Below are 643 nucleotides of genomic sequence, written 5' to 3' on the forward strand. Positions count from 1 at the left end.
ACAATGAGGGGCGCGTGGTCGGACATGGTTCAAGCCGCCGGTCGGGCCAGACCGCTGCGCCATGCTTTGGCCGCCGCGCGGTGAAGGGTCGCGTGACGGCGAGCCAGTCGGTCGCTGTCGTTGTCGTACCCGCCGCCGATAACACCCACGACAGGGGCCGCAGGCAGGCACGTCTCCAGAACATAGGCGTCACGCGCAGCGAGCCCGTCGTCGCTCAAGGCAAGCCTGCCGAGACGGTCGGTCTCGTGCGGATCGACCCCAGCGATGTAGAAGATGAGGTCGGGCGCGACACGTTGGAGCAGGGGAGGAAGTATCGCTCGCAGCTCGGCCAAGTACGCCTCGTCCCCGGTTCTATCCGGTAGATCGATGTCGAGATCGCTTGGCCCGCGTCGCACGGGATAGTTCTTCTCACCATGCATGGAGAAGGTGAACACGCGTGGCTCATGCTCGAAGATGAAGGCGGTGCCATCACCCTGATGGACATCCAGATCGACGACTAAGGCCTGCCGGATTTCCCCGGCATCGATCATCGCGCGAGCGACCACGCCGATGTCGTTAAAAACGCAAAACCCCGCGCCGCCCTTTGGTCCGGCATGGTGGCTGCCACCCGCGGTATTGCAAGCTAGCCCGTAACGAAGCGCCA

At 64.1% G+C, this 643-nt stretch carries 1 protein-coding gene; it reads right to left on the reverse strand.

The genetic code is table 11. The features are described 5' to 3' along the window. Positions 1-29: 29 nt before the first annotated feature. On the reverse strand, positions 30-643 hold a 614-nt coding region (locus JWG43_RS20620), incomplete at its 5' end, for a histone deacetylase family protein (RefSeq protein ID WP_205244266.1).

The organism is Desulfobulbus alkaliphilus, from assembly GCF_016918545.1.
Taxonomy (GTDB): Bacteria; Desulfobacterota; Desulfobulbia; order Desulfobulbales; family Desulfobulbaceae; genus Desulfobulbus; species Desulfobulbus alkaliphilus.